At 52.1% G+C, this 26,927-nt stretch carries 18 protein-coding genes and 2 pseudogenes; 6 read left to right on the forward strand and 14 right to left on the reverse strand.

The genetic code is table 11. The features are described from left to right. Positions 1-53 precede the first annotated feature (53 nt). Positions 54-722 (forward strand): TetR/AcrR family transcriptional regulator, encoded by a 669-nt coding sequence (locus tag BW33_RS25280; RefSeq protein ID WP_052032758.1) that lies wholly within the window; start codon positions 54-56, stop codon positions 720-722. On the opposite strand, the pseudogene BW33_RS30055 reads toward BW33_RS25280, so the two are convergent. The 3 genes and pseudogenes from BW33_RS30055 to BW33_RS25295 all read right to left on the reverse strand — a co-directional run bounded on the left by BW33_RS30055 (position 719) and on the right by BW33_RS25295 (position 4,122). Further along, a pseudogene (locus BW33_RS30055) lies at positions 719-1,525 on the reverse strand (IS5/IS1182 family transposase). The gene BW33_RS25280 and the pseudogene BW33_RS30055 overlap by 4 nt on opposite strands. 102 nt (positions 1,526-1,627) lie before the next feature. After that, the gene (locus BW33_RS25290) at positions 1,628-2,785 is read right to left on the reverse strand and encodes an MFS transporter (protein WP_047601996.1); all 1,158 of its coding nucleotides are present in this window, start codon (positions 2,783-2,785) and stop codon (positions 1,628-1,630) included. A 434-nt stretch (positions 2,786-3,219) separates the two neighbouring features. Then, positions 3,220-4,122 carry a phytanoyl-CoA dioxygenase family protein gene (locus tag BW33_RS25295; protein ID WP_052032759.1) on the reverse strand — a complete coding sequence of 301 codons (903 nt, stop codon included), beginning with the start codon at positions 4,120-4,122 and terminating at the stop codon, positions 3,220-3,222. Positions 4,123-4,380: 258 nt separating this feature from the next. Between BW33_RS25295 and BW33_RS25300 the strand changes: the two genes are divergently transcribed. After that, complete coding sequence (locus BW33_RS25300) at positions 4,381-5,079, forward strand: helix-turn-helix transcriptional regulator (protein ID WP_160168826.1); 699 nt, start codon at positions 4,381-4,383, stop codon at positions 5,077-5,079. Between the two features lie 226 nt (positions 5,080-5,305). After that, positions 5,306-6,763 carry an APC family permease gene (locus BW33_RS25305; protein WP_052032760.1) on the forward strand — a complete coding sequence of 486 codons (1,458 nt, stop codon included), beginning with the start codon at positions 5,306-5,308 and terminating at the stop codon, positions 6,761-6,763. Between the two features lie 219 nt (positions 6,764-6,982). Here BW33_RS25305 and BW33_RS25310 read toward each other — a convergent pair whose 3' ends face one another. Genes BW33_RS25310 through BW33_RS25335 form a run of 6 tightly spaced genes read right to left on the reverse strand, consistent with a single transcriptional unit; the run spans position 6,983 to position 14,229 of the window. Continuing rightward, positions 6,983-7,768, reverse strand: coding sequence for a crotonase/enoyl-CoA hydratase family protein (locus BW33_RS25310; RefSeq protein ID WP_047602000.1), 786 nt, complete (start codon positions 7,766-7,768; stop codon positions 6,983-6,985). Positions 7,769-7,798: 30 nt separating this feature from the next. Continuing rightward, positions 7,799-8,665: a ThuA domain-containing protein gene (locus tag BW33_RS25315; RefSeq protein WP_052032761.1), complete on the reverse strand. Its 867-nt coding sequence runs from the start codon at positions 8,663-8,665 to the stop codon at positions 7,799-7,801. 20 nt (positions 8,666-8,685) lie between these two features. Continuing rightward, complete coding sequence (locus BW33_RS25320) at positions 8,686-10,371, reverse strand: GMC oxidoreductase (protein WP_047602002.1); 1,686 nt, start codon at positions 10,369-10,371, stop codon at positions 8,686-8,688. Positions 10,372-10,426: 55 nt separating this feature from the next. Then, entirely contained in the window at positions 10,427-11,032 is a 606-nt protein-coding gene (locus BW33_RS25325) for a gluconate 2-dehydrogenase subunit 3 family protein (protein ID WP_047602004.1), read from the reverse strand. Positions 11,033-11,079: 47 nt separating this feature from the next. Then, the gene (locus tag BW33_RS25330; RefSeq protein WP_047602006.1) at positions 11,080-12,423 is read right to left on the reverse strand and encodes a DUF1329 domain-containing protein; all 1,344 of its coding nucleotides are present in this window, start codon (positions 12,421-12,423) and stop codon (positions 11,080-11,082) included. Between the two features lie 9 nt (positions 12,424-12,432). After that, the gene (locus BW33_RS25335) at positions 12,433-14,229 is read right to left on the reverse strand and encodes a DUF1302 domain-containing protein (protein ID WP_081794262.1); all 1,797 of its coding nucleotides are present in this window, start codon (positions 14,227-14,229) and stop codon (positions 12,433-12,435) included. A gap of 572 nt (positions 14,230-14,801) precedes the next feature. Here BW33_RS25335 and BW33_RS25340 point away from each other — a divergent pair. The 3 genes and pseudogenes from BW33_RS25340 (at position 14,802) to BW33_RS25350 (ending at position 20,649) form a co-directional block, all read left to right on the forward strand. Continuing rightward, positions 14,802-17,111, forward strand: a complete 2,310-nt coding sequence (locus BW33_RS25340; RefSeq protein ID WP_052032763.1) for a LuxR C-terminal-related transcriptional regulator — start codon at positions 14,802-14,804, stop codon at positions 17,109-17,111. Between the two features lie 418 nt (positions 17,112-17,529). Beyond that, positions 17,530-19,162 (forward strand): annotated as a pseudogene (locus BW33_RS25345) (AMP-binding protein). 737 nt (positions 19,163-19,899) lie between these two features. Then, a complete protein-coding gene (locus tag BW33_RS25350; RefSeq protein ID WP_047602010.1) occupies positions 19,900-20,649 on the forward strand; it encodes an NUDIX hydrolase in 750 nt (249 codons plus the stop codon). A 40-nt stretch (positions 20,650-20,689) separates the two neighbouring features. Here BW33_RS25350 and BW33_RS25355 read toward each other — a convergent pair whose 3' ends face one another. The 5 genes from BW33_RS25355 to BW33_RS25375 form a co-directional block, all read right to left on the reverse strand. Beyond that, on the reverse strand, positions 20,690-21,772 hold the full coding sequence (locus BW33_RS25355; protein WP_081794266.1) for an MFS transporter: 1,083 nt from the start codon (positions 21,770-21,772) through the stop codon (positions 20,690-20,692). Positions 21,773-21,978: 206 nt separating this feature from the next. Continuing rightward, positions 21,979-23,574, reverse strand: a complete 1,596-nt coding sequence (locus tag BW33_RS25360) for a purine-cytosine permease family protein (RefSeq protein WP_047602014.1) — start codon at positions 23,572-23,574, stop codon at positions 21,979-21,981. A gap of 92 nt (positions 23,575-23,666) precedes the next feature. Then, positions 23,667-24,554: an alpha/beta fold hydrolase gene (locus tag BW33_RS25365; protein WP_047602015.1), complete on the reverse strand. Its 888-nt coding sequence runs from the start codon at positions 24,552-24,554 to the stop codon at positions 23,667-23,669. A gap of 53 nt (positions 24,555-24,607) precedes the next feature. After that, a complete protein-coding gene (locus BW33_RS25370; protein WP_047602017.1) occupies positions 24,608-25,381 on the reverse strand; it encodes an SDR family NAD(P)-dependent oxidoreductase in 774 nt (257 codons plus the stop codon). A gap of 238 nt (positions 25,382-25,619) precedes the next feature. Continuing rightward, positions 25,620-26,927: NAD(P)(+) transhydrogenase (Re/Si-specific) subunit beta (locus tag BW33_RS25375; RefSeq protein WP_047602018.1), on the reverse strand; the 1,308-nt coding region annotated here is incomplete at its 5' end.

Genomic DNA, 26,927 nt, shown 5'->3' on the forward strand with positions numbered 1-26,927 from the left:
TATACTCCCCTTGTGTACCATTCGGCCCATCGCTGAAACAGGTAGCAGCCGCCATGACCAAGCTTGACAATGTTAATAGCATGATTTCCATGCTTGACAAATACATCGGCACATTCGATTGGGGCAGCCTAACTAAAAGTAAGCAGATCATTCTGAACTCTTTCCTGCGAGTTGCGACGAGTGAAGGCATCGCTAATGTGTCGATGCGCACACTCGCATCAGCAGCGGGCGTCAAACCTCCTACAATATATTCTCACTTCCCAGGCGGCCGGGATGAAATAGTATCCGCGGCACTTCATCGACACTACAACAACTTCTCAAAAAGTCTACGCCAGGCACTGCATGGCTGCACATGCGCTGAGGAGTACTGGGCATCCCTAGTTGCATTTCATGTCACGCAACAGCTGTCTCAACCTGAGAACGATCTTTGGGACATACTGATTGCTACTGACAAAGTAAATAGCTCACTGGATCCGGAATTACGACGAGAAGTTAATGACTGGGAAGAGTTTTGCGATCAGATGTACTGTGCTGTCGCACGCGACTTAGGACACGCTAACTGTACTCAGGACGCGCGAGTAGTTCGAAAGACGCTGGACAGCATTGGAAGTTGGTGGCACTGGGATGGTTCAGAAGCTCACCTTAATCAGGCCATTGACTATGCGCTCGTTCTGACAACGCACATCCTGACAACACCCAAAACCGTATATCACAAAGCCTAGGTTTGGTACGAAAAGTACTGTTTAAAACACCGCATGGCACAATCCAGTGAAACCATCCGCGCATAATTTTTCGCGAGTTTGTCGAAGCGCGTAACGATGCAGCGATCTTCCTTCAACCGGCCAAACATGTGCTGTTACCGGTACTTGGTATGATCAAACAGCCTGGGCAGACCCGGTTTCGGTTTGCGCTTCATGCCACGCAGCGGGATCACCGACTGCATTCGGTAAGGGTCACAGTAATAACCCTGGACCTCGGCGTCACAGCCCTAGTCAGACAGCAACCATCGAAGCATTTGCGGGATGACCGCGCACACTAACGATGTAAGCCTTATCCCGCACCGGCTGCGCATAGGCGATACCGCTGGCTTGCCCTCCTGACAATAGAAAGCTTAGCGATATGCCATTGGCATAACAGCGGATGTGGATCTTGGTCGTCAGGACGCTTCAGATAAGTCCGAACGCGTGGTGACTCATCAGCGCCCTTTTTCCAGCGCCAGAAGAGCTCCGAATTGCGCGCACCGCTGTGGAGCCAGTCAGCCAGGCTCCCAGATCGATTAACCCTTGCGCGCTCAATCCGATATGAAGTCGCTTCAGCCTCTGGCCGAATACCCGAGATTGCACCAATCACTAAAGCGCTGATACAGCGTTGACCACCGGCCAATCATCTGCACGTGGGCGTCCATTACGCCAGACTCACTGAAGAGCTTTCCAGCCAAATCCCAGACTGCGCCGGGAAATTCATACCGTTGGCCATCGAGGGCCCCTACTCTGATGAGCGTGGACTTTAGGGCGCCTGCGCGCATTAGTTACCGTTTGAAAGCACCGGGCGGGGCACGTAATAACCCCATACTCTATCAGCCCCATCTGAAGGGGCTGATTGAGCCGCTGGAGCGCCAGGCAAACTGTCAACTCAAGCGCTTGGCAGTCCAGTATAAAAAGCTTGCGCATAACGCCATAGCAGCTCCGATTATCGCTGGAGAGGTCCAGCCAAATCCGGCAGTGATAGCCATACCACCTAGCCAAGGCCCAAGTGCGTTAGCAGCATTCAGCGCAGCATGGTTGCTTGCTGCGACTAATTGTTGGCCATGTTTGGAGACATCCATAAGCCGCATCTGCAGCGCCGGACATAGACCTATCATACATCCGAGCGCCATAGTCGCAACAGCCACACCAATCTTTGAGCCGGCAAGCAGCGGGAATACCAATAAAGTTATGAGACTGAAAGTTAAAATTATCTTAACAGAAGCGAACTTGAAGCGGTCGTATAGCCATCCACCGGCGTAATTCCCTACCAGCGTACCCACACCAAAAAAAATCAGCATTGGTGCGATCCAATAATCTTCAAGCCGCGTAACATTCAATATGATGGGTGCTAGATAGCTGTACACTCCAAACATGCCCGAAAACCCAATTGCTGCAATACCCAGTGTCAACCACACTTGCGGATTAGCAAAAGAAGCCAGTTCGTGCTTTACATTAAGGGGCGGCTCCTTGCTCATATCTGGCGCATAACGATGTAATAAGAAAAGACCAATTAGACTGGCAAAGCTGATCCCGGCAAAAATCCACCGCCAGCCCAGCTCCTGACCAATGTAGGTTGCACCTGGCGCGCCCAGAAGAATTGCTGCGGTGACGCCCATTAAAACTCGGCTTACCGCCTTGCCCCTTTTATTGAACGGCGCGTTCGAGGCAGCCAACACAGCGGCCACTCCAAAGTACGCAGCATGCGGAAAGCCCGCCATTACACGGGAAAATAGAAGCAGTTCATAGTTCGTAGAGAAAAAACTGAGTGCATTTGCGACCGTGTATACGCCCAACAGGAACACTATAAGGTTCCGCTTGCTCAGATACACCCCGACAAACACCATGATGGGAGCGCCGATCACCACACCGATGGCATAGGCACTAATAAGATTGGCTGCTTGAGTTTCAGGTATGGAGAAAGCCGCTGAAAAGCTTGAGAGAAGTCCCATCATGGCAAATTCACCAGTGCAGAGGGAAAAGACCCCAGCCATCAAAGCCAATTCAACTAAAACCCTCTTGCTAACAATCGTTTTTAACATATCACGTCACAGCCCTAGCGGCCTCAACATTGAATTGCGGCCATTACGATAAAGTCCGGAAAGGGCATCGTTACATTGCGCCTTGCCAGCATGAGAGGATTCAAATGGGGTTAGTCGAACGACAGTTGATCGCTATTACACTACCAAACGATCGTTCGGATAATTTGTATGTTACACCGCCAGAGCTGGCAATGAGGGCAGTATAAATGCGGAAATTTGGCAAGTGGGCCGCCCGGACCGTCAGGCAATCTCGGAACCTGCAGCCCAAGCTCAGCGCACTCATAAGGGACGCTCACCGCTTTGCCGAAGACTAATCTTTTGACTGTGTCCGTATTTCAGCCACAGGCGCACAAACAGTGTGAGGCAGCGTCCCTGAAAATTAAGCCGTCCAGGCCCTATGTATCCGGGCCTAGCTAGTTAATACCGGCAATCAACTACTTTTTCACATAATCGTAAACACTACGTCCAATGTTGGAGAAATGTGAGCTTTTCTCCAGTAACTCCATAAAGAATTTTTGACCAAACGGCTGCTCGGGGTAGAGCGCCACACGGGGATCCTCGTACTCCCGGACATAGCCGACGCTTGCCCCACCCATTTCATAACCGATAAGACGCTGGAGTTCCGGCGTGAAGTTTTTCGCCACCTCCAAGGGAATTGACAGGTACTGATTTTCTTCCTGCCTGACCCAACCCACACAGTAATCAATATTCAGAGCACGGCGGCTAGCTTGCGACTTGTTCTCACCGCCGCCATGAATGGTTTTGCCGGTATAAACGAGCACTGATCCCTTTTTCATCTCAGCTGCGAAAGTGTCAGCCTGAGAAAAAGTCAGAGGAAGCAAGTTATGTTTATGACTCCCGGGGATAACGCGTGTTGCGCCATTTTCCTCGGTGAAATCATCCATCGCCCAGATGGTACTTACTTCAATATGGAAGTTTACAGGAAAATGATCATACCAATCCCAGGCCCCTTCATCACGATGAAGAAACTGAGCTTTCTGACCCGGATCAATGCATATGACTTGGGTCAGGTTAAGCTGCACCGCAGATGCATTTCTACCCAAGAACTTTCTAGTCGCTCCTAGCACGGTTGGGTGCATAACCATAGCGTGAGATGCAGTAGAGCGGGCAGGTACCGCACCGCAACGGCGAGTAAGCGTACCTACGGCATTGTTCTCACCTTCAGGAGTGCGATCCAGGTATGGTTGAATTTGATCGTTGACGGCATCTATAACCGCGTCACTCACAGCGTTATCGATAATGCAGTAACCTTCAGCATCCAAGCAGGCGATAACTTCATCAATCGAGCAATTGGAAGGCAGGTGAATAAGAGACATATATCCTCCAGATTAAAACTTAGGGATTCATAAAGTCAGATAGAAGACTTCCAATCAAGCTATCGCAACATAACAAAATGCACATCCATCTTAAGGATGAGTTCGCACCACATCATTCGGTACAAAGACGGCACGCATCATGCTGAGTAGCGTTATAGCGCTGTAAGAATCGCTTCAATGGGCAGGCACTGCACCATCAGATGGCAGATATACCCCCTGGCGCTTTAATTTCGTGCAATGCAATACGAGGTACCCCTGATGCATAACGCCGAGCTTAGTACACGATGCCGAGAGTACGCGCAAAACACGGTCAAATTCTTGAAAAAAACCACGGGATGCTCGGCCGTTGTGTTCACGTGGTATCACGACAGCCGAAGCAAACCACCTCATTTTCAATTGGGCGCAGATGAGGAAATGATCACTGAATATTATGACCGCTACTATCACGCCGATCCGCTTCGTGCCGACCTACTGATCGAAACAGCAACACACTTTGCGACCCTATCGAATGCCCGAGAGAAACACGACGAAAATTTGCTAGAACAGTATTATCCTTTTCTCCGTAAATATAAAATTCGAGAAGAAATGGATCTGCTTTTCTGTGCAGGCGGAATTCCTGTGGCTTCGGCCGCACTGCTGCACCAAGAAAGCAGTAGAGAAAACAACATGGGGGCTTGCGATTTAAAGGAAGTGCACAAATACCTGCAATATGCATTTTCTATTCTACCCTCGGTCAGACTTATTAACATGAACGCGGAGCTTGAGTCTCGCTACAAACTAACGCCTAAAGAACGGGCGGTGGTGGAGCTCATAGTGTCGGGAGAATCCAACAAGTCTATCGCAACGCGGCTCGGCATGGAGCTACCGACCACTAAAACCCACGTCCTGCACATTTTCGAAAAGCTCCAGGTCGATAGCAGGGGCAAGGTAATTTCATTGTTAATGGGTGTACGTTAGCTAAGGGTTGAGGAGGTCGTGTGTGCGCCACCGCCCCCCCCTTTAAGTACAGGACGCTACAGATCTGATTTCGCACTGCCTCATACCTTAGGTTGATGTGCATCACTGATAGATCATGGATAGTCGTAGGACGGCATGGTGGAGCGCTTATACAACTATTATTATTTAGCGAATTATCTCTCGCATGCCGACACTGCCGCTCAACGTCTATAACCAGGTGATGTCAATGAACGACTTAGACGGGGCATTTAAGCCCTCGCGTGCGACATATATAATCTCCCCTGAGCTCACTTATGCTCCGGGCACACAAGCTCTCAAAGGTAAAATATCCGGCTGGGAATTACTCTGCTCCGTTCTGGCATTCGCAGCTCCCGTAACTTCGGTAAGCAGCTTGATTCCATTCGTTATTCAAGGAGGAGGGATTGGCGCACCGCTATTGATTTTGGCAGCAACCGTATTGATGCTGAGCTTCAGTATTGGTTTCGTGGCCATGTCAGAGCATGTGACTAAGCCTGGCGCGTTCTACGCTTATGTGGCCGAAGCTTGTGGCATAAAAATAGGCAATGGTACGGCATTTGTTGCGGTCTTTGCTTATTTCACGCTGGGGTTCTGCACCGTTGCGTTGATAGGGCCAGTGTTTTCCAGCTTTCTATCCGAAGTCTTTGGCATCAGCGGTGTTCCCTGGTACGTAGGCAGCATGCTTTCATTTATGATAACCGGCTTTTTGTCCTACCTGCGCATTGACCTTTCGGCAAAGATATTGACTCTTACTATGTTCGCAGAGATTGCCGTCGTACTGATTTTTAATTTAATCGTGCCATTCTCTAACAATGGCCAGAACTTTTCTGTAGAACCACTCTCGCCCAGCCACTTCCTCGACGGCAACTTCACAGTTGCCTTTCTGTATTCGATCATTATCTTCATCGGCTTTGAATCTACCGCAGTTTATCGGGACGAAGTAAAAAATCCGAAAAAAACCATTCCATTCGTAACCTATGCAGCCGTCCTTTTCATCGGTTGTTTCTACGCATTCAGTGCGTGGATGACCATAACGGCTTATGGCGTAGACAATGTTATGGAAGCCGCCAACAAGGACACGGCTAACCTGTTTATGAACGCTATGGCGACCTACATGGGTAAAACCAGCGTCGACATAACCAGAGGGATTCTAATCATTTCCGCCATCGCGTGCCTGCTCTCGGCGCATAATGCGCTGGCGAGATATATTTACTCGCTGAGCCGCAATGGAGCGATCTCGCATAAGTTCGGTAAAATCCATCCTAAACACATGTCACCTTATGTCGCCAGTCTCAGTTGTACCTTAGGCTGGGCGCTGGCAACCCTGGCTTTCATCAAATCAGACCCCAGCCTCCTCTACGCCCAGGTCGGCGGAGTTGGCACGTATGCCATGCTAATCCTGATGTCGCTGACAAGCATCGCGGTTCTATATTTTTTCCTTCGCCGCAAAGAATTCAGCTTCAGGACCACTGTTTGCCCGTTACTGGCCGTCGCCGGAATTCTAAGCTTTACACTTCTGACCACGGTTAACTTCCACTACCTAACTGGAGGCGAGCCGGGTTCAGGTATATGGCTGCAACTAATTATTGTCGGCATGTTCGCTTTTGGCTACTTTTCAGCATTGTTCAGACCACGGTCTGCGTCCCTAGCGGCGACCGAGAGCTAGCCAGTCGCGCCGGGGGAAAATACAACCTCGTTGCCACACCTCGATAGCGCGTCCACCTGACGCTATCGAGGTGTGCCCAAAAAAGAGGAACTAACCTCCCCGACTCAGACTTCTGACACAACGTTTCCATTACCCTTCAAGTTAGCTTTCTTAGTTACAGGCGAGAAACACTACTCACGACCGCTTACACTTGACGCCCCCACTCTGAGGTCAGGGTTTTCAGAATCCAGTGAAATTCGCAGCCCTACGTTCCAGGAAGGAATTGACTCCCTCTTTGAAATCGCCGCTCGCAAGGATCGGCAATAGATCCGGAATCAACTGATCCATCGCAACTTGCTCACCTTGATTAATCGCTAAACGGGCACTTCCGAGGGTCGCCGCGACGCCCAGTGGAGCCTGCCGGGCTATTCGTTCTGCAATTTGCATCGCCGCTTCGAATTGCTGGCCAGCAGGGCATACAGCCTGCACCAACCCCATACGATGGGCTTCATTTGCGTCAAATTCGTCGCCGGTCAGTAGGTAACGCATCGTATTCCCCCAGCCGATGTTCTGGACGAATCGAACCGTTGCGCCGCCTACGGCATAGAGACCTCTCTGCACTTCGATCTGGCCGAAGCGACAATTGTCAGCAGCAACCCTGATATCAGCAGCCAGCATCAACTCCAGCGCAAGTGTGTAGCAGATTCCATGGGCGGCCACGACAATCGGCTTGCTTACCCGGCGTGACTGATTCAGGCCAAAAGGATCACAGGCGCCTGCTGGAAGCTCGGGAAAGCCCCCCTTAGCGAACTGACCGGCCCACTGCTTCAGTTCCAAGCCAGCGGTGAAGTTTTTCCCTTCGCCATACAGCACGCCGCAGCGCAGTGTTGGGTCAGTATTCAGGATGCCGTAAGCCACAGCCAGCTCGATGTAGAGATCAATGTCCATCGCGTTCATTTTTTCAGGGCGATTGAACCCGATGCACAAAACACGGCCCCGCTTTTCAACTTTGACTTTATCGACCATCAAAAACCCAACCCAATGTCAGAGTGTTCGTTAATTTGCAACTGATGCTTTGCAAGGAGCGCCACTCTTGCCGCTTGCCCAAATGATCGCCTGCTCTACCAAACGTGAATAATTCACGTCTCGATATGTTTCAGCGTAGTGCCCCAACGCAGAGTAAAACGCTCGCCCGTTTCCGAGACAGTGCTTCCAAATCATCGGATGGTCGATACCCATACTGATATCGGTACCGGCCATCTTCGGCGAATAACTTGTTTCGTCGATGCTTAGCAGCACCTCCACCCTTGGACGTGGACTTGTGTCGAACGAATACCACTCATCATCCATCACCCATCTGGATGGCAGGTGGGCAACTATCGGGTCGTCAGGAGAGTCGACAACCAGCGTGCCGGATTGCTTCTGCGGGAACAGCGGATGCCCTTTAAACTGAGCCTTAATGAGATCCTTTACATACCAATCCCAAGCGTACTTGGGATCTCCACCTGAGGCATGCAATGCTACAAACCCCCCACCATTGCTCAGGTAGGTTTTTAAAGCTTGACGTTGCGGCTCGGTCAGTACGTCCCCGGATACGTTGTTCCAGATCACTGTCTGAAATTTGCTCAGGTCGTCCGGATTGTGCACAGCTGCATTATCGGTGTGGTAGAGAGACCAGCCATTCTTCTTCGCCAACTGGCTGAGCATCTCATTTGCAGCAGGTATCGCATCCTTGTGAATGAAGCCATTGGTTTTGTCGAACACCAGGACTGCTGGCATCTTGACCTTCACATCAGTAGGACGATCTTGATCATATTCCGGCTCGCGAAACATCCCCTGCGAACGCAGGAAGAAATAGACAAAGGCGCCAAGGCATATCACGAAAAGAAGCAGGATGAGCGACAAGCGACGAATCATTTTCATATGTACACCGAGCTTCCTGGTTAGATGCGACCTGACTGATATTCGGTGACGGCGTGATCCACGGCCCTGACGGTGAGCGCCATCAAAGTGAGCGAAGGATTCACGCATGAGGCAGAGGTCATGCAGGAACCGTCCGTCACGAACAGGTTTGGCACCTCGTGACTCTGATTCCATCGATTGAGGAACGAGTCCTCGCGGTTGTGCCCCATACGTGCCGTCCCCATTTCATGGACGCTTGCGCCAGGAGGCGTGCCGGAGAAATCCTGGATCATCACCGCCCCCGCCGCTGCCAGCATCTGGTGCGCCTCGGAAACGATATCCGTAATCATCGCCTTCTCGTTTTCTCTATAGACGTAGTCGAAGCACGCCAATGGAATGCCGTACGAATCTTTTTTCGTCGGATGCAGGAACATGTGGTTTTCATGGTTCGGAAGAACCTCACCAAATCCCGCTACATACATAATCCAAGGGCCCGGTCCTTTCATGGCCTCCTTAAACTTCGCTCCGATCCCCGGAACCATCGAGAACTTGGAGTTCCAGCCCAGACGTTGAGCCGCTGCCTGGTAACCATAGCCACGTAGATAGGGCTGATCGTTTTCCCTGAGATTTTTGAAGCGCGGGATGTAGATCTGGTTGGGACGATAGCCGTAGGGGTACTTGTCCAAATAGCCAGGCATCACCCCGAGTGCGCCATTACCGTAGGTGTGATCCATCAAGTAACGTCCCAATACCCCGCTGGTGTTACCCAGGCCATTGGGGAAAGACTCACTCTTGGAGTTGAGCAGGATCTGCGTACTGCCGATAGTCGAGCCGCAGAGGAATACCATCTTTGATGTGAACCTCAGCTTTTGACGAGTATTGGCATCAATCACTCGTACAGCTGAAGCACGATTGGTTGTGGGATCGTAGTCGATACTCTCGACTACGCTATCGCAACGTAGCGTCAGGTTGCCCGTGGCCTTGGCCGCCGGCAACGTCGAGACAATGCTATTAAAATATGCCTTGAAGGTGCAGCCACGCTCACATTTGTAGCAGTAGGTACAAGCACCTCGATTGTTTTGCGGTTGGGTCTGAATGGCCATTCGCCCCATGGTCACACAGCGCGAATCGCCGAAGGTTTCCCTAACCTTGTTTGCGAAAACTTTCTCGACATGGTTCATTTCCATCGGGGGTTGGAACTCCCCATCCGGAAGCTGCGGCAAACCTTCCTTCTGCCCGCTCACACCGATGAACTTTTCTACGTAGCTGTACCAGTCCTTGATATCGGCATAGCGAATGGGCCAATCGCAGCCATGCCCATCTTTCTTGTTGGCTCCAAAATCCAGATCGCTGTAACGATAGACATGCCTCCCCCATACCAACGACTTGCCACCTAGCACACCGCCACGAATCCATACAAACGGCTTCTCTGGGTTAAACGCGTAAGGATTGGCTTTGTCGTTATTGAAGAAGTGGCGGGTGGTTTCGTCAAAAGCGTAAATTTTACTTTGGACAGGATATTCAGAGTCGTAAAGGTCACGTAGGGGCTTGCCGCCGAAAGGGATCTTCCATGGCGGTTGAAACATGCCCTTGTAGTCGATGTCATGCTTGATTTCCCTCCCGCGCTCCAGCACAAGAACTTTTAAACCTTTCTCGCAGAGTTCCTTTGCGGCCCAGCCGCCAGTGATCCCTGAGCCTATGACAATTGCATCAAAATCAGTCTGCATAACTCACCATTAAATAGCTGCCGAGCGCAGCGCATTACGCGCTGCGGCTGGGAAATCACCAGATGTACTGGCGCCCACCACTCGCTTGCAGGGTTGCCTCACCGTCGTATCTGCCTGGAACAGGCAAGTACTGCATTTCCGTGCTGGAAGCAGTTTCGGAGGTGTAGTAGCCAACCACTACTAACTCCTTAAGCTTGGTGAAGAAGGGTGCCTCTTGATCGATATCTCCCTTACCCATCAAAGTGGCGGGGGTAACCGGTTTCGGATGCGCCTTCGCGTATGCCTGCGCGATGGTTTCGGCGTCTTGCAGGCTGACCGCCTGTTGCGCCGACGTGGAGTTCAGGAAGTCGCTACCAAACTCTTTCAGACAGTACTTATCGAGCTCAGTGAGCCCATCAAGGAAGATCGTTCGCTCTCGATGGGTGTACCAATCGGACACCAGACTCTCGATGAAATTGGGAACGCCCGCATCCACTGCACCGGGTGTGTCGGTGCGGGGAATGACGAGGTCTGATAACACCAGGCAAAGCTGGGCCTGGTGCGACGTGAGCGGGAAAGTGAGGAGTGGCTTATCACCTCCCGTCAACGCACTTACCAACCCGCTGGCGGTAATCCCTCCCAGTAAAACGCATGTGTTTGTCAGTAACTGCCGACGAAGCATTATTGAATTCCCCCGGTACTATTGAAGTTGAGTGACAAAGAAGTGCGTCAACGCACACCGGCCTGCCTCAGACGGGCCGGAGTAAACTCATTCAGATCGGGCTTTACGTCGAAGTTGACGGGCGTTTCTTCCTGCGCAAGGGCATTGATCGTGTAGCGTCCAGAGATGAGGTCGTACTGCGCTTCACCTGCGGACCACACAATTTGATGGTCGTAATAATTTATGGTGTAGGTCTCGGCGAGACGCCACAGCTCACCTCGGCTATCGCGGCTTTCAGCTACCAGTATCTGGTAGGAGTCTTCATCGAAGTAAAAGTCGCGCTGGGAGTAAACGTGGCGCATCCCCGGCTTCAACTTGGCCCGCACGTGCCACACGCGGTGCAACTCATAGCGAGTCAGATCCGGATTGACGTGTGCCGTCTGGATAATGTCCTTGTATGTGTTGGTGCGAGAGGCAAACCGGTAGCTGTTGTATGGGACATACATCTCTTTCTTGCCCACGATCTCCCAAGTGAAACGATCCGGAGCACCGTTGAACATGTCTACGTCATCCACCGTCATCAGACCGCCTGCGGTGGGAGTGTCATAGCCGACAGTAGGAGATCGCCGAACGCGACGCTGGCCCGGTGTGTACACCCAGGACTGCCGCGGGGAGACAGTTTGGTTCACGGTATCTTGAATCAGCCGTACTACACCGGCATCGCGCGGTGGGGCCAGCGTCTCCTGAAGGTAATAAAAGAGCATATTCCCTTCAGTTGAGCCGTCGTCACGAAAGTCCCGATTGTAGAGATAGAGATCGCGGTTTTTGTTGAGGGTATAGCTCCCCCCCGCCTGAATGTTGGCCCCGGCATTGGTTCGCTGTACCGCATTTCCACGGTAGCGCAGCAAATGGTTCCAAATCACTTCCAGGCCGGACTTCGGTAGCGGGAAAGGCGTAGCCACCTTTACTTCCGATACGCCGTTGCCATCCGTTGTCAGCTTGGTGTGTTCGGCATTCACCTTCACTGCGTCGTACACGAATTGCGGGAAGGATGCGGACCTACGGGTAGGATAGACGTTCATCTTCCAGGTATCGGGGTGTCGGCGCAGCATGGCCAACTGTCCGTCACTGATTTTGTCCTTGTAGCTCGCCGAGTTGGCTGCGGTGATCGTCAGTAGTGGCTTGTCCGCCTCATAGGGGTCTTTGTAGCCCTTCGCCAAATCGAAGGCATTTTTGTTCATTGTCAGACCACCATTCCAGGCAGGAATCGAGCCATCGGCATTACCAGCTTTTTCTGCACCGATCGGTGTGAGATCCCGGCCCAAGCGTGCAACATCTGAAGCCGCAAACACATGGCCACAGAAGATCAACGCGAGTGCAGCAACAACTTGAGTCTTATAGAACGCATTCATAACTGCACCTCAGAAACTGTACTTAACATTGAAACTCAGAAAATCACGGTCGCGGTTGTAACGACCACCGCCATTGAACGCCGTGTAGCTGATGCCAGCACCAATGACTTCTTTGTAGGTGGCATCTACTTTCGCGGTGTAGGCACGCTCGCCTTTGTTATTGGCGCCGTTACGCCCGTTGATGCCGGCGTAAACGCTCACACCAGGAGAAACGGTGAATTGGCCGAAAATATCGTCGTAGGTCAGGGAGCCTGTGGTAGTCGTGCCCCAGGAGCTGTTGGTCATACCACCTGGAAGGTCAGGGTTATCGAACGTCTGCGCGGGCAAACTTCCATAAATTCGGTTGGCACTTACTTCGGCAACGATGCTTCCTGAGTCCGCTCGCAATACGCCACTCGGCAGCAGATAGATCGCGGAGAGTGTTACTTGCGCCCGGCCCCTTTCGACATAGCCGGGGATGTAGGTCCCTTGGGATAAGCCACCCACAACAGCCGGAGAGATCACAGCTCGCGAGGTGTACTTGCTGACAATCGAATCGGGGCGATAACTCAGTTCTCCGGCGACCGCCAAGCCCTCCAGCGGGCCACCATTAATTGTCGTATTGAAGCTGAAGCCATAGAGATCACGCTTGCCAATGTACTCGGCGAAGTAGGTTGCTCGATTGGCAAACGGGATGGGGCCGACACCGGGTACGGCTAGGATGGCGCCCGCTTTGGCACTGACTACCGGCGTCTGCGTGCTATAGCGAAGGTAATAAAGACCGAAGTCCGTTTGGTTCAGCTCTTGAGCCGTCCAGCGCAGGCCTAAACCATATTGAGCATCACCGTCTGGCTTGACATCGTGCGAGCGCGGAACAAAGGTACTCATCAGCAGGGACTCTGCGAGAGGCCTCATACCGGAAGGTACGCCATTGAGATAGGCTCGCACTTCGTCTGGGCTGTCGAACGCCGTGGGGCGTCCCAGCAAACCGGTAACCGACTCCTGGATAGCCGCGACGGGCAGATAATCGCAATCATCATCCCCGATCACATCAGTGGTTGAAAAAAAGGTTCCGCAAGCGTCCAGCTTCGAAGCTTTCCAAGAGGAGCCCGGCTGCCAGTAGCCCTCAACAGTCATGCTCTCGTTCAACTCAAAGGAAAACGATCCCATAAGGGTCGGCAGAAAGGCCTCCTTGATTTCAGACCCAGGTGCACGAAGGGCCCCGACATCATAGGGATTGGTCGCTGAAATACCGCCTTGGGCGAATATCGACTCTCCCCAGTTGATCACTTGTCGGCCCAAGCGAGCCGAAAACAGGCGATCCCCAAGCTTCCAAGAGCCATACACGAACGCATCAAGCAGTTCGGCACTCGAGCCGGCAAGATCTTCGCCATCATCACTAAGTTCACGTTGACGACGCGAGTCATCTTTCAGTTCGAAATCATAGAATGCGCGACCACGTAAAAAGACACCGTAATCCTCCTGAAATCGCAGATCCAAATCAGACACAACCTTGGCCACCTCGGATACAAGGTCTCCCTTTCGAAAGTTCAGATTGCCGTCGTCATAAACGAGGGGGCCATTATCGACACTTCCGCCATTGGAACGAGCAATCAGCTTCTTTGAAGGAGCCTGCATTCGGTAAGTGGTGCCGTAAGAGACAGTGGTGTCGAGCGAGCCAGACACTGTTTCGCCGTCAAATTGAAAAGCGAATACTGATCCACATGGAGCCAGGCATAGAGCCAATGCACCAAGAGTCAGGCTGGGCGGGGAGATCTCAGGAACCGTCGCACGAACGGCTCGGCTTAACTTGGGTGTGTTTTGCATCCTATGTCTCACTTGTTTTTATTATTGAGCGCAACCCATACCTGCTTGCGGGCGGCAGGAATAGTTATTGCAGACGCGATTCAACAGCGTGAGCCTACAGCGCTGATCGGACTCACGATCAGGTTAAACACTAAGTCTCAGGTATACTTGATCGCATTACCCCCAAAGGACCAAATTAATTTGCGACTATTAACCAACTGATAAATATTGTTTTTTTCTACTTCTTAGGAGATATAAGCGTTACCGTAGTTCTTTTTAGATTCTCGTTAGTGCTTTGTGGCTAGTGACGCACCAGGAGGACTGGCCCCATACTAAAAGCCGAAAAAGCAGACAGGCTTCACTCCTATGAGATGAGCAAACCCATGATTCCAGCATCCCCTCCCCCAGACTTCAGTCTTCCCCAACTGCCACGAAAACCAAGAAGCCACATCCTCCGCACATCACTAATGAACAAGGTGCTCTCTCGGGATGTCAGACTGCGCTTGCTCTGTGCCGCTGCCGGTAGCGGCAAAACCACCTTGATGGCGGACTGTGCACGGGCCAGGACCACTGGGCGAACTATCTGGATTTCCATGCACGGGGCAGCGCTGAGTAACGAAGGTTTCCTTCAGAACATCCTTGCGGCCTTTACCGAGAGTGCACCCGAGACAGCCAGCGAAGCGCTCGTGACCAAAACCTTGATGGAGGTTTCAAGTTCTGTATGGATCATGCTCGATGACTATCCGCATCGGCCCACACCAGAGCTGGACGCCTTGTTAGGACGACTGCTGAATTTGCCCAACAATGCTGTTCAATGGTGGGTCGCAACCAGGCGGCGGATTGGTATCAACTTGGCGAAATTGCTAATTGCTGATGAGCTACTTGAAATAACCGGTCTTGATCTCACCATTACCCAAGGTGAACTGAGCATTCTGCTGGGCGAAGAAAGCGATACCAAAGCTTTCGAAAGTACCTTCCGCGACACCCAGGGCTGGTTTGCTGCAGCGTCGATCTGGCTCGCCGCACAGCCAAGCCAGCGTACCCATCTGAGCAATAATTACCAGTTCGAGTCGTTACTACGCGATTACATTGAGATAGAGCTGCTCGAAACACTGCCCGACAAACTTCGGAGGCAGTTGACTATTCTGGCCGTCGCTTCAGCTTTCAATGACGCACTTTGCTCGCACCTCCTCGAACTTGATGACAGCCATGCATGGTTTAGGGAGTTAGAAAGCCAAGGCGCTTTCCTCTACCCGATCGCCGAACATCCAGGCTGGTTTCGGCTAATGCCTACCGCAGCCTCCATTTTGGCGAGAGAGTTGAGTGCAGGAGACGCCCGGCTCATTCACTTGCAAGCCTGTAACTGGCTGGAAGATCAAGAGCAATACCGCTTCGCGATCGACCATGCCCTGGCCGCTGGCGTACATCATCGAGCGACCAAATTGCTCGAACGGCTAGCCGATAGACGCCTGCTACACGGATTCCAGTCCACACAAGTTTTTGAATGGTTCAACGATTTGCCCGCGAGCCTTACCCACAGCAGCAGTGATCTGGTGCTGCTCAGTGCTTTTGCATTTGGCGCAACCTTTCAAGTAGAGAAAGCCACGGTTTGCCTGGAGAGCCTCAGCAAATTTCTACCGGCTGCAAGCGCTGAGCTGCAACTACGCACATTCAGTCGGACCCAAGCGCTGCTAGGGCTTCTAGCCCATGCATCGGGAGATCTTTCGAACGCTCAGCTACACTGCCGAGAAGCCATTGAAGTCCTTCCAGTCCAAGACTGGGCGCTACAGTTACTTTGTCGCTCCACTCTAATAAACCATGCATTGTTTGCGGGTCAGCTCGAGGTTGCTGACAACCTTCTAGCGTCTGCACGGCAGTTCTTGAAGCTGCTAGATAGCGATCTGCCCGCCGTGATCGTGGATAACTACCAAGCTGACGTAATGATGGTACGAGGACAGTTGACTCAAGCAGAGTCGATGCTCGAACGTAATCTCCTGCTCATCTCCAATACCATTTTCTCTGAGCGGGGGTGGGTTGGCCGTACTCATCTCAAGCTTGGCCAGATACAGATGCGCCTTGGAAAAATAGCGTTGGCAGAGGAACAGTTCTGGATCAGCTTTCGCGTAATGAATAACGCATTGGAACCGGCCGCCTATCAAGCTCTTCTGGCGTTAGCAGACCTGGCGTTGCTGGACGATGAGGTCGGCAAGGCATCTAGCCTGGTTGATAAAGCAGCCAGATTATTGAGCGAAAGGAAAATGGCCCCCCCAAGCTACTTGGCCTGTTTGGAATTAGCACAAGCCAAAGTTCTGATCCGTCGCGGCGAGCCCGGCCGAGCGATACCTTTGCTTGAGCGCATCCAGCAACATCATGCGTCGGGGCAATGTACCCAGCCATTGTCCACCATGGAGCTACTGCTTGAATGTGAAGGACTGGCAGCTGAAGCAGGAGTGTCCGACTACCCAAAGGCCATCAGTAAACTTCAAGCTGTCATCACGAGAGCCTATTCTCAGGGGTATCTCACCAGCGCCACAGACTTGACATTTAAACTTGCACTTATCATCTATAAAGCCGGCGATAAAGAGGAAGCGAAGTTATGGCTTCTAAAAGGGCTTGAAGCCTCCAAGCCAATGCAACACCGATTGCCAATGGAAAACCTTGAGCGAACTTGTCCAGACCTCTGCTCCTCGGTGGAGAGGGATAAACAGTACGGCGTGCTTTCGGATCGAGAAATAGAAGTCTTACGTTTGGTCGAAGCGTGTCTATCGAATGCAGAAATTGGGCAACGGTTGTACATCTCGGTGTTTACGGTGAAAAGTCATATACAGCGGATCTGCGGCAAGCTGGGAGTAAGGCGAAGAGCTCAAGCTGTGGCTAAAGCCAGATCAATGAATGTTCTCTGAGATTATCGAGTCGCGTAATTTTAAACTTCCCGGTTAGCTGTATAACTTGAATTGATTTTATGGATGGTAGGAACTAATGAAGCACGCTACAGGCCGACTCTATGGAAAAGCCGATTAAGGTGCCTACCGCATTAAAAATGCGCACGACATGAAGCCGACTTACGACATCGCCTACGGCAACACGAAACCCACCCGCGGTGGAAATCTGTTCCTGGTTGATCATTCAGCGCACACTCGCACTTGAAGAGTGCTCATCCAGAAGTTTAATCCCACTGCAAGTTTGAATGGCCATGATCCGTGTTTAGCGTTACTCGCCAAACTATTCACGCGCACTGAGCGTTCAGAACATTGCTGCGCAAGAAAATCAGAGCGATCATCGGTTCCAGATGACTCCAATAACCAACTATAGGATGTCGGGATGCGTCACTATCATATCGCCGCAAGCGAATTCAATTACCTGCAAACCGCCGAGCAAGACCTGCACGGTAGTCTGGACGGTTTAAACGCCTGTGTGGAGTGCTGTGACCGACATGCCGATGGCCAAGATGTGGCCTTGTACTATGAAGCACAGGATGGCCGAGCCTCGCACCATACCTTTCGCGAACTACAGGATCAGGCTGCCCGATTTGGCAATTTCCTCCGTGAGCAAGGCGTGCAACCGGGTGACCGGGTCGCCGGGCTTTTACCGCGAACATTCGAGCTACTGATCACGATCTTGGGAACCTGGCGGGTAGGAGCGGTGTACCAACCGCTATTTATCGCGTTCGGCCCTAAGGCGATTGAGCAGCGGCTGGACTGCTCTGGTGCGCGCTGGGTTGTTACCGATGCGCACAACCGGCCCAAACTGAACGAAGTCACCAACTGCCCCATTGTGATCACAGTGGAAGCCGCTCAACAGGACCTCGGCGATTATGATTTTTGGAGTACCCTCCAACGCCAGAGCAACGACTGCGAGCCGCTGCTTCAGGACGGCCAAGCCCCCATTTCTTCTCATGTGCACTTCCGGGACCACCGGGCCAGCCAAGCCCCTAGAGGTTCCATTGCGGGCCATTTTGGCTTTCAAGGGATACATGCATGATGCAGTAGAGTTGCGGGCGGACGATCGCTTTTGGAACCTCGCTGATCCCGGCTGGGCCTATGGCCTCTATTACTCGGTCACCGGGCCACTGGCTTTAGGTCACGCGACGTTGTTCTACGATGGCCCATTTTCGGTCGATAGCACCTGTTGGGTAATCAACAAATATGCAATCACTAACCTCGCCGGCTCCCCGACGGCCTTCACGTCACTTATCTCGACGGGTACGCAATTCGCCGATAGCATCAGGGGTCGGTTGCGCGTAATCAGCAGCGCCGGAGAGCCACTCAATCCCCAAGTCATCCGCTGGTTCGCCGAGCACTTAGGCGTAGTCATCCACGACCACTATGGACAGACCGAGCTGGGCATGGTGCTTTGCAACCATCATGGTCTGAGCCACCCTGTACGTGAAGGCTCTGCTGGCTACGCCATTCTTGGTCACCGAATTGTAGTGCTTGATGAGCAGCAGCAGGAATTGCCGGCTGGCCAGCCTGGTGCATTGGCAGTTGATCGCGAGCGCTCGCCGCAGTACTGGTTCGCTGGTTACTTCGGCATGCCGACGAAGGCCTTCGTGGGTCGTTATTACTTGAGCGGGGATACTGCAGAACTCAATGACGATGGGAGCATTAGCTTCGTAGGTCGTAACGACGACGTGATCACCACCTCCGGTTATCGGGTAGGGCCGTTTGACGTTGAAAGCGCGCTGGTGGAGCATCCTGCTGTGATTGAGGCCGCCGTGATCGGCAAGCCTAACCCGCAGCGGACAGAGGTGATCAAGGCTTTCGTAGTACTGAACAAGCAATATCTACCTGGCCCGAAACTGGCCGAAACACTGCGGCTACACGTCCGCCAGCGTCTCGCGGCTCATGCCTATCCACGCGAAATCGAGTTCGTCAATGAGCTGCCGAAGACACCCAGCGGCAAGCTGCAACGGTTCATCCTGCGCAACCAGGAGATTGCCAAGCAGCAGCGCTAGGACTTAAGAGTGGTGGCGTGCGAAAGATCCAAATACGCCAATGGGTTACCTTAACGAATTATCGTTAGAATCCAGCGAATCCAGCAGGATCGTTAGTCCTCCAAGCTGGATAGTATCAATTTCTTGATATCACTCAGTGGCTTGAAGTTGATCGTTGAAACACTAAGCATTATTTTTTACGTCTTGGCTGTCGCACGATCGCAATCAACTAAAAAAATGAGACACGACACGTATCAAAATAGCGCGAACTCTCACAAAAAAAGACAATAAAGTCCTTTTTTCGTTTAACTTTTCGCCCTCCTCCCCCCTCACTGAAACAACCTCTAATGACGCATCCTCGCTGCTCAAAGTGATCGGGATTTCGTCATGGATACGATATTTCCTGATACCTGCCATCGAATTGAGTGAATGCATAATAGCCTCTATTCTAGCGTTAGCGGTTTCGACATTAAATGCAAAAACCACACCAACCATGGAACATCAACACTACGACGCTACGGATCTGTTTTCGTCATTATCAATTACACCTCCAACGCCTACAATCAAGTTTGTATCAACCCTTACACCTCAGCAAAGCGTTGGACAAAAATCATAAAACGACCTTTACAAGCGAACAAAATGAACATACATTGAAAAACATTAATTTCTACCCATCACAGCCAAACACAGCGACGAACACTCATATAGCTTGACAGACATTTTTTGAGGTTCCGTTAGTTTGCTCATGGAAGCCAATTATGAAATTTGAGCTGGATAATTTCAATGGCGTGACCATTGATCCTTCTTCATTACCCCCCTCCGCGGAGGAACTAAAAGCTGAGATTGCAGATCTGTTAATGTATCTCGACGCTCACAAAAAGTCCCTTTGCTGGATCTCACTTCCTATTCTGCAGTCTGAGATAATCCCGTTATTTGTCAGCGCCGGTTTCACCTTTCACAGTTGCCTTCATCAAGAGTTGACGTTGATTCGTCAATCTTCAAAAAGTACTTTTGTACCCTTCATTCCGACCCACACAATTGGTGCAGCCGCTATTGTTCTGAATGAAGCGAACGAAATACTCCTGGTAAAAGAGCGAGGAACAACTGGATTCAAATTGCCGGGCGGCTATGTAGAATCGGGTGAACACATTCAGCACTCGATCCAGCGTGAGGTACTGGAAGAAACCGGAATAGAATCGGTATTCTTATCCATAGTTGGATTCACTACAATGCATACTCATCAGCTCGGAAAATCCAATCTGCATTTCATCTGTAAAATGAAAGCGCTGACGCAAGCGATCAACATATTAGATACCGTGGAAATCGAGGATGCCAGATGGGTTCGGTTGACTTCATATACTTCCGAACCTACTAACAGCCTCACCGATCGGCAAATTGTCAATATCGTCGCTCGCAGTACAGGATTGATTGCGACAGAGTTCTCCGGAAATATCGCCCCCCATAAAAGAGATGAAATATTTATCTCTACATCCACATCGATCATCTAGGGCATTGCTCAGAAAAAGCAGAGCATCCGTCAACCAAATTTTATTCTGCCTTGCTTTCTAAGCGCTCAGACAGCCAGTAGATTAAACATCCTACAAACGCCATGCTGGCGCCTACATAACCTGTCGATGTCCACCCCAAGCCAGCATTAATCGCGAGTCCCCCCAACCAAGGGCCGAGCGCGTTTGCAAGGTTTAACGCGGCATGGTTGGAAGCTGCAACGAGTGACTGTCCATGCTTACTGATATCCATCAGTCGCATCTGTAGTGCAGGCGCCAATGCGACCATGCATCCAAGTGACACGGTGGCAAGTGAGATTCCCATTAGCGTCTGGGACAGAACTGGAAACGCGAACAAGGCAACAAAACTAAATAACATAATATATTTTACAGCGGCAAACTTGATACGATCATAAAGCCAGCCACCTGCAAAATTTCCAATCATCGTACCGACACCAAACAAAACCAGCATGGGCGCGATCCAACTAGCGTCCAGCTTGGTAACATTCAAGATAATTGGAGCAAGGTAACTGTAGGCACCAAACATCCCGCAGAAACCAAACGCACCAATTGCAAGGGCAAGCCATATCTGCAGGCGAGTGAAAGGCATCAATTCATCCTTGACATTTAGTCGCCGCTCATCCTCAACTTCAGGTGCATTGTGATAAAGAAGAATCAAACTCGTCAAACTGAAAATAGTGATGCCGGCAAAAACCGAACGCCAGCCGAAAACTTGACCTAGGTAAGTCGCGCCCGGTGCACCAATCAATATTGCTGCCGTTACTCCCAGTAGTATCCTACTAACCGCCTTGCCTCGCTTATTGAATGGTGCCATAGAAGCCGCCACCATTGCGGCGACACCAAAATAGGCTGCATGCGGGAAGCCGGCCAATAGCCTGGACAATAAAAGCGTCTCATAGTTTGGAGCCATTAAACTCAAGGCATTTGCACAGACATATAACCCCAATAAAACCAGAATAAGTTTTCGCTTTTTTAGATAAACCCCTACAAACACCATGAAAGGGGCACCCACAACGACCCCAATCGCGTATGCACTGATCAGATGGGCTACGCTCGTTTCTGGCTTCTGAAAAGCGGACGACAACGTTGAAATAAGACCCATCATTGCAAACTCGCCAGTGCAGAACGAGAAAACACCTACGATCAAGGCGAACTCAACGAGGAAGCGCTTGTTTCGAAAAAAAACCAAACTAATTACCTCATGTTAAGCAAAAAAAGCACTCAACATGTTCATTCATGTTGAGTGCAAAGCACGCATTGTTCGGTCAAGGTATTCCCAGCATCCTCTGCGCCTCCACGGCTCCCCCGCCTTTAGTTGGCCTGCGCAGGAGAAGCACGCACACTGCTGCCCTCCTGGCGCGCCGATTGGAGGAAGACATAGTTACCCTCGGCGCAACCTGCGCATATCGCCTGTTGTCCGGCCGAGGGATCGCGGTCCATCTCAATAGCGCTGTACGATCGATTACACACATGACACTCGATGTGTGCTCGCCACACATCGAAAACTTCGTCCCGCGGATCGGAGGAACGGGAAATCAATCCACCGTCGACAAATTTGGTAATTATCCAGTAGCTGAACGCAGCCAGACCCGAAATCAGAATGGGCGCGGTTTCCACATACCAACTACCTTTGGTCCCGCCTTCAACGATTGTGATACCCACGACCGTTGAAATGACCATCGCCCATGCGCCAGGCATGACAGCCTTGACCCTACCCGGACGAAACTCCAGACCATGTTTCGCATCACGGTTGAGTGCGTAGTGAGTCATAAGAATCGCAACCCAAGCAGTAACCGCGACGCCCTGCCATGCCAAGGCTTTGAGCAAATAGCTGAACACGTTGGTGAGCATCAGCAGATAAACGCAGCAACCCACAAACAGCACCCACACCCAGCGTGGCCAGTAAAGTCGCAAGCCACGAGCAGCAAACCCAGCGAAGTTCAGCGAGGCCACATAGTAGTTAGCCGTATTGATGCGCGTCTGACTGATCAGAATGAAGATCAGGCCCAAAAAACCGGAGGCATTCAAAATGGCTTCAGCGATACCGCGCTCACTGGCTTTCAGGCCAGGGAAAACAGTATCCATGATGAATACGCCCGCTAACCCATTCATTACGAATAGCGCAAGGTAGAACACCGGGCCAAAGGTAATCAGGCCATGAAACTTTGCATCAGCCGGCTTTCCGAACCGCGAAAACTCGGCCGTGACCATCATGTTGACGCAAATGCCCATGTACACAATGAACGCCCACATCCATCCGGGAACCACCGAATCGCTAGAGGCTGGAATGGACAGGAACGAGGTGGTGAACCCATATTTGTTGCCGGCCATGAAAATAACCAGCACCAGGCCAACGATATACAGGGGCAGCAGTGCACCGTTGAGCTTGTCGAGCCAAACCTGGACACTGCCCATCACCAAAGGCAATGCATACAGCACCGCTAGCAGGTACCACCATCGCATGTCGCTCTCGGGTGCGAAATACTGCTGGAACGCGACCGCGATGATTGACCCCTCAAACACCGCGTAATACGTCGCCGTCACCGCAAACAACAACGAAGAAATGATTGCACCTGCGCCACCGAAAATCCCGCGCGACAGCAATGCGACGGTCAGTCCATTTTTGATCGAGCGTTGCGATATCACATAGTTAATGCCGCCATAGAACAGTGCCGAGAGCACGATCCCCACAATCGCGTTCTTGCTACCCACGGACTGAGCGACTGCCACACTGATGTACAAGTAGAACATCGCGCTGAGCACAGACCAGGAGGCCATCGCCAGGCTCCAGCGATTTGTTCTCGCCGACAACGGCACCACATGCCTCGAATAATCTTCTGCTGATTGCTCAATCAACACACGAGGGTCATCTGCATACGTAACATTAAGCGGATTCAATTCCGACATGACGGCTCTCTTTGTTCTACGCGCTGTAAACCGGGCATCAAGACAACAACGCCCGAGAACAGGCCCGGGCGTTGCAGGTCATACCATCGATATCACTTCACATTGGAAAAAAACTTCAGCAGTTCATCAACTAGACCGTTGGGTTGTTCCTCTGGAATGTAATGACCGCTTTTCACCATGGTGCCCGATACATTGGCCGCAACTTTCTTTAGCTCGCTGACAAGATCAGGCATCGACCCTTGGTCTGCGCGAACGGCCAGCACAGGCATCTTCAGTAAAGTTTTGGCAAACTCACGATTTTGTTCAGCCGACTGCGTGGTAGCGCGATAATACGCGAGACCGCCCTTCCATCCATTCAGTCGGAACGCACGTAGATACTCGGCAAAATCTTCCTCGGTGAAGATCTGAGGATTTGCCGCTTTACGTTGCAGATACCACCTCAAGTAGATGTGTTCACGGCCTTCCAGCAACTCTTCCGGGAGGTCCGGAATATTGTGGAACGCAACATGCCAAGTCCGCCAGGCAGCGTCGGATGCCCACGGAAGATTGTCTGGCAAACTGATTCCGGGAATGCCCGTGTCCAGAATGGCCAGTCCAGTGACACTGTCACCGAATTGAGCACAATACGGGTAACCCACCCAGGCACCAATGTCGTGAACCACCAACGAGTGCTTTTCGACACCCACCTGAGTCAGAAATTTTCTCAGCAGGCGCGACACGTTGCCGGTATCACAACTGGACGGTCGATCCGAATCACCCTGACCTGGAAGATCCGGCGCAATTACCCGGTAGTGCTTGCCCAGCAGAGGCAGCACCTTGCGCCAGGCATACCAGCTTTGCGGAAAACCACACACCAGTACCATCACTTGACCGTTCTCGACACCACCGCTCACATAATGAATACGGGTGCCGTCCACTGTTTCAAAACCCCGCTTGAATCCTTCAACACCACTGTCCGGCCACTCACGAGCACTAAACATTTTTCCGTTACCTTTGCACAGAAAGATTGAAGTTAATGGCTACACAGCCGTGATCAGAAGGGATCGCGCGCCGCGGCCAGCCAACCACCATCCATCACGTATTCGCTGCCATGGACGAAGTCGGCTTCATCACCGCCGAGGAAGGCAGCAAGTTTGGCTATTTCGCTTGGCTGGCACCAACGTTGGGCCGGGAATTTCTTGATGGCTGCCTCCATATCTGGAGAGCCTGCGGTAACCGGGTCCGCCAAGGCCAGGGGAGTCGCAGTAGCACCCGGACAGATCGTGTTAACGCGAATGCCACGCGCCCCGTACTCGAACGTCAGTTGACGAGTCAGACCGATAACGCCGTGCTTGGAGGCGGTGTACGCAGTACCGCCGCCAGCCGCACTGAAGCCAGATGTCGACGAGGTGTTGATAATGGCCCCTTTGCCTTGCTTAAGCATTTGCGGGATAACGGCCCGCGCCATCAGAAACGGGCCAGTCAAATTGACGGCAATTACTTTGTTCCATTCTTCCAAGCTGACTTCATGCGCAGTCGCATGACCATCCAGAATGCCCGCGTTGTTGCACAGCAAATCAATATGGCCCCAGCGCTGGATAACAGCATCAACCGCTGACTGGACACTTTTGGGGTCACTCACATCAACTTCGTGGGCAAAGGCGAGCTCAGGTTGAGCCAGTTCGGAAATGGTTTCCACTGCGCGTTTCGGGTTGATATCCAGCACTGCCACGTTGGCACCGCGAGCTGTAAATTCGTGCACCATGGCACGGCCCATCCCGGAGCCACCACCAGTTACAATCACTACGCGACCATTATAATTATTCATGTCATCAACCTCGCCATTAATAATATCGCCAGCACCGCGAACTAAAGTTCAAGTCCAGCAACCATTGAAAGCATTCTGCAAAACGACAAGTACTTATGAGTACTCAATAGACCGTGTCTAGCCCGTACATGATTTAGATATTCCCCTACCCTTCTGATAGGGTCAAATCCCGATTTATGATTGGCGACGATAGCCTTTTCTTATCAATCGGCACGTGTGGTGCTTCGTGATGCTCGACTTACTCGACCGCCTTGACCATATCTTCGATGACTTTCTTGGCGTCGCCGAACACCATCATGGTCTTGTCCAGGTAGAACAGTTCGTTGTCCAGACCGGCATAACCGCTGGCCATCGAGCGCTTGTTGACGATGATGGTCTTGGCCTTGAACGCTTCGAGAATCGGCATGCCGGCAATCGGCGATTTCGGATCGTTCTTTGCGGCCGGGTTGACCACGTCGTTGGCGCCGAGCACCAGCACCACGTCGGCCTGGCCGAACTCGGAGTTGATGTCTTCCATCTCGAATACCTGGTCGTAAGGCACTTCGGCCTCGGCGAGCAGGACGTTCATGTGGCCCGGCATACGACCGGCCACCGGGTGAATCGCGTACTTCACGGTCACGCCACGGTGGGTCAGTTTCTCGGTCAGTTCTTTCAAGGCGTGCTGCGCGCGGGCCACTGCCAGACCGTAACCCGGGACGATGATCACGGTGTCGGCGTTGGTCAGCAGGAAGGTTGCGTCGTCAGCCGAACCGGATTTCACCGGACGGGCTTCTTTCGCACCGGCAGGTCCTGCGTCGGCCGTGTTGCCGAAACCGCCGAGCAGTACATTAAAGAAGGAACGGTTCATCGCCTTGCACATGATGTACGAGAGGATCGCGCCGCTCGAACCCACCAGCGAGCCGGCGATGATCAGCATCGAGTTGTTCAGCGAGAAGCCGATACCCGCCGCCGCCCAGCCCGAGTAACTGTTGAGCATCGACACCACCACCGGCATGTCCGCGCCGCCGATCGGGATGATGATCAGCACGCCCATCACGAACGCCAACGCCAGCATCAGCGCGAACGCGGCGAGGTTGCCGGTGAGCATGAAGGTCACGCCCAGCACCAGTGTCGCCAGACCGAGTACCGCGTTCAGCTTGTGCTGACCGGCAAACTGTACCGGTGCGCCCTGAAACAGGCGGAACTTGTACTTGCCCGAGAGCTTGCCGAACGCAATCACCGAACCGGAGAAGGTGATTGCACCGATCGCCGCGCCGAGGAACAGCTCCAGACGGTTGCCCGCTGGAATGGCGTCGCCCAGGTGTTTAACGATGCCCAGCGATTGCGGCTCGACCACCGCCGCAATGGCGATGAACACTGCCGCCAGGCCGATCATGCTGTGCATGAACGCGACCAGTTCCGGCATTTTGGTCATTTCGACGCGCTTGGCCATGATCGAACCGGCGGTGCCGCCGATCAGCAGGCCGACGATCACATAACCGATACCGGCAGTCGCCAGCTCAGCACCGAGCTTATAAATGAGGCCGATGGTGGTGAGGATGGCCAG

This window comes from Pseudomonas sp. RIT288 (assembly GCF_000631985.1).
Taxonomy (GTDB): domain Bacteria; phylum Pseudomonadota; class Gammaproteobacteria; order Pseudomonadales; family Pseudomonadaceae; genus Aquipseudomonas.

Coding starts and splice junctions, on each gene's coding strand:
- BW33_RS25335 (WP_081794262.1), bottom strand. CDS start 14,229: ATGCAAAACACACCCAAGTTAAGCCGAGCCGTTCGTGCGACGGTTCCT.
- BW33_RS25360 (WP_047602014.1), bottom strand. CDS start 23,574: ATGTCGGAATTGAATCCGCTTAATGTTACGTATGCAGATGACCCTCGT.
- BW33_RS25370 (WP_047602017.1), bottom strand. CDS start 25,381: ATGAATAATTATAATGGTCGCGTAGTGATTGTAACTGGTGGTGGCTCC.
- BW33_RS25290 (WP_047601996.1), bottom strand. CDS start 2,785: ATGTTAAAAACGATTGTTAGCAAGAGGGTTTTAGTTGAATTGGCTTTG.
- BW33_RS25310 (WP_047602000.1), bottom strand. CDS start 7,768: ATGGTCGATAAAGTCAAAGTTGAAAAGCGGGGCCGTGTTTTGTGCATC.
- BW33_RS25295 (WP_052032759.1), bottom strand. CDS start 4,122: ATGTCTCTTATTCACCTGCCTTCCAATTGCTCGATTGATGAAGTTATC.
- BW33_RS25365 (WP_047602015.1), bottom strand. CDS start 24,554: ATGTTTAGTGCTCGTGAGTGGCCGGACAGTGGTGTTGAAGGATTCAAG.
- BW33_RS25340 (WP_052032763.1), top strand. CDS start 14,802: ATGCACGGGGCAGCGCTGAGTAACGAAGGTTTCCTTCAGAACATCCTT.
- BW33_RS25305 (WP_052032760.1), top strand. CDS start 5,306: ATGAACGACTTAGACGGGGCATTTAAGCCCTCGCGTGCGACATATATA.
- BW33_RS25300 (WP_160168826.1), top strand. CDS start 4,381: ATGCATAACGCCGAGCTTAGTACACGATGCCGAGAGTACGCGCAAAAC.
- BW33_RS25315 (WP_052032761.1), bottom strand. CDS start 8,665: ATGAAAATGATTCGTCGCTTGTCGCTCATCCTGCTTCTTTTCGTGATA.
- BW33_RS25280 (WP_052032758.1), top strand. CDS start 54: ATGACCAAGCTTGACAATGTTAATAGCATGATTTCCATGCTTGACAAA.
- BW33_RS25350 (WP_047602010.1), top strand. CDS start 19,900: ATGAAATTTGAGCTGGATAATTTCAATGGCGTGACCATTGATCCTTCT.
- BW33_RS25355 (WP_081794266.1), bottom strand. CDS start 21,772: ATGATGGGTCTTATTTCAACGTTGTCGTCCGCTTTTCAGAAGCCAGAA.
- BW33_RS25330 (WP_047602006.1), bottom strand. CDS start 12,423: ATGAATGCGTTCTATAAGACTCAAGTTGTTGCTGCACTCGCGTTGATC.
- BW33_RS25325 (WP_047602004.1), bottom strand. CDS start 11,032: ATGCTTCGTCGGCAGTTACTGACAAACACATGCGTTTTACTGGGAGGG.
- BW33_RS25320 (WP_047602002.1), bottom strand. CDS start 10,371: ATGCAGACTGATTTTGATGCAATTGTCATAGGCTCAGGGATCACTGGC.